Below are 2,698 nucleotides of genomic sequence, written 5' to 3' on the forward strand. Positions count from 1 at the left end.
TCACCACCTGCCTGACCTTGCGCAACGGATGCCGCGCGGGGATGCGAGCCTCAAGATCGACATAGCTGAACAGCGAACCGCTCGTCTCGTCCGTCTCCCGCATCTTTGCCCCCTACGTTACCGTGCCGAGGGTGAATCATGTTCCTCAAACCGGGCCAAGGGCCGACTTCTTCAGCAGCCTGCTAGGTCGCCCAGTCTGCGCATGGCCGCAATCAACGCACCTGCGAACGCAGCATAGGGCTCGTAGTTCGGCGCTCCCAGATCAATGACGAGGTCAATTTCGTCGAGAGACAGACCGAGAGACGCTGCCAACGCCTCAATGCGCGCGCGCACATTAGGCTTCATCAGGTCCTCCAGTCGGACAGAGATCGCAGACCCAAGGCCATCTATCGCAGCTATAGCCCGAACCGACGTGATGATGGCTGCCGTCGCATCAAGTGGCACGGACGGGATCGCATTTGCTTGAGTCGTACGCAGAGCCTCAAACACGTAGGCGGGAATATCTCGCCCATCATCCATCCGCTCATTGGCGATGCCGGGATGGAGGTTCACCCAAGCAGGCCGCCCGCCCCACTTGGCATTGAAGCGGGCGGCAAAAGGATGCACATGCTGGTGGACCGACTTCTTCGGCTGCCTTGCTTCAAAATCATATTCCACTTCGGGAATGGTGATGTAAGGCACGACCCGATCCTTGGCGGCGGTGGCCAGACGAGAAAGCGCCTGATACTCGCCCTGCCGCCACCGAACTGCCGGCACATAGATATCCTTAGTCAAGATCATCGCCCGCCTCCTCAAGCTGCGCGCGCACCTGACCCAGTCCGATCAAGTCGTTGAGGATCGTGTAGTTGCCTCGCTCCTTCCTGATCCGCCCAGCGATGATGCTCGGATCTATGCCGATGGTCTCCGCATCGATCTTCACGGCCTCTTCGGACAAGGCAAATCGCGAAAGACACTGATCCCACAGATCACTAGGTATCAGAGCATCGAGTGCAAATCTGTCGGCCTCCGCCTCGATCGTATCGCCGTCACTGCCATCTTCCTCGTCGAAGAAGTCAAAGCGCAGACCGTCGAAGAGGTGCAGGAATACGTGACCGAGTTCATGCATCAGCACGAACCAGAAGTTGTCAAGGCGATCATGCCGAAGGGTGAGTCCAACGACCGGAGTGCCACCGTCTGCGAGCATGGCCGCGCCGTCGAGATATGACCCCGGAAGGTGCCTCTCAACAATCAAAACGATACCCTTCCTGGCCAACAGTTCACAAGCGCGCTTCGGTCCGTCCTTGCGTTTGGTGAGTTCCACCAGTTGCGGCATCCACCGATCATCGACGTCGAAGCGACCGATCTTTTGCGCTTCGATCTTGCCGCGCGCTTTCTCCAGTACGCGCGCCTGCCAAGCGAGCAGAGCGTACTCGTTGGGCGCATTGCCACTGTGCATCTTCTTACGGTGAAGGGCTGTCGCAAATTGTGGGCCAGCCGCCCGCAGAAAATACTCCTTCACGCGCTCGACAGGGTTTGCACCGCGCGGCATGTCAAACCACTTGCGCTTGATCATCTCCCTGTAAGGAAGCTGGCCCCATACGATATCGTCGGCATCGCCCCACGCGAACACCGATCCGCCTGCCTGCTTCGGCCCCTCGAAACTTCCTGACGCCTTTACGCCGAGCGCCTTCGAAATCTCGATCAGCCGCCCGAGGCTGGCACCCATGTAGTCGCTAGCTTCGTAGCGCTGCACCTGTTGTGGCTTCATGCCAAGCTTTTCGGCGAGGTCGGTCTGGCTCATGCCGGAAGCGATGCGCGCTTGCACAAGCACACGCGGCAATTCTTCAAGCGCGTATGTCTTCGAGAACGAGACTTGACCAGATTTGAGAAGGTCGTATTCGGCAAGCTCTGCCTCGATATCGGCGATCTGGCTCTTTATACCTGCGATCTCCGCCTGCTTGAGCCATGCTTGGTCGGTCTCGCGCGCCTTCGCGGCAGCCACGGCGTCCCGCAATTCATTTAGTCGGGCGCTAGCAACACCATACTGTTTGTCACTGTAGATCATGGCTGCACCTTTCCAGAGAGAAGCGGATCGGCCGTGAGCGGAATGGCGATGATCCCTTTTTGTATTCCCGTAAAACGGTCCCGCTGAAAGAACTCGACAAATGCTTTTCCGACATCGGCGCACATCATTGAGGACGGGAAGAATTCACCCTTGAATGCAGCCTTCTGTGCTGCGCGCCCGTTTTGAAAGTTCAGGAATACCGGATCTAGCTTCGCCGGATCGACCCCGCTCGGATCCCAGCAGGCGTCGTAATCGCCCGGTTTTGGCTTTCCTGAAACGTAACTTCCGTCCAGATAGACTGTTGGACATCCTGCCCGATGGAGCCTGCCGCACGCATCGACGAGGCCGTCGTAGAGGCTGCGCCGCCAGGCATTCGTTGCGAACGCCGCCGACACATCCGCGAGCCCGGCTGCGTGTATGCCGGGGGGTAACACAGGCCACGGCGAACCGGGCAGCAAGACGAGAGTTGGGATCATAGATACAACAATAGTGTTGTAAGACGGTTTCCACAATAGCTTTCCGCAGGCTGGATGCCACGCAGCGGGATAAGGTCTACTTGGTCCGGCCTGAACAACCGTGAAGTGGTTGATCCAAGGCGATAAACCCGAGGTTTTGGTGGCCATGGCCTGCAGGATTTCATAGGATTCGGCGCGG

Annotated in this window: 3 protein-coding genes; all 3 read right to left on the minus strand. The window is 58.3% G+C overall.

The annotated features are described in order from the left end of the window. Window positions 1-171 precede the first annotated feature (171 nt). Entirely contained in the window at window positions 172-780 is a 609-nt protein-coding gene (locus CRO07_RS18165) for a beta family protein (RefSeq protein ID WP_097032016.1), read from the minus strand. Further along, the gene (locus CRO07_RS18170) at window positions 767-2,044 is read right to left on the minus strand and encodes an XRE family transcriptional regulator (protein ID WP_097032017.1); all 1,278 of its coding nucleotides are present in this window, start codon (window positions 2,042-2,044) and stop codon (window positions 767-769) included. The genes CRO07_RS18165 and CRO07_RS18170 overlap by 14 nt, the downstream gene beginning before the upstream one ends. Further along, window positions 2,041-2,698: DUF6932 family protein (locus tag CRO07_RS18175; protein WP_204840066.1), on the minus strand; the 658-nt coding region annotated here is incomplete at its 5' end. The genes CRO07_RS18175 and CRO07_RS18170, both read right to left, overlap by 4 nt.

Origin of the sequence: Cereibacter ovatus (assembly GCF_900207575.1) — a bacterium.
Classification (GTDB): Bacteria; Pseudomonadota; Alphaproteobacteria; order Rhodobacterales; family Rhodobacteraceae; genus Cereibacter_A; species Cereibacter_A ovatus.

Excerpts from the sequence above, each read along its gene's own strand:
- CRO07_RS18165 (WP_097032016.1), bottom strand. The coding sequence starts at position 780 with ATGATCTTGACTAAGGATATCTATGTGCCGGCAGTTCGGTGGCGGCAG.
- CRO07_RS18170 (WP_097032017.1), bottom strand. The coding sequence starts at position 2,044 with ATGATCTACAGTGACAAACAGTATGGTGTTGCTAGCGCCCGACTAAAT.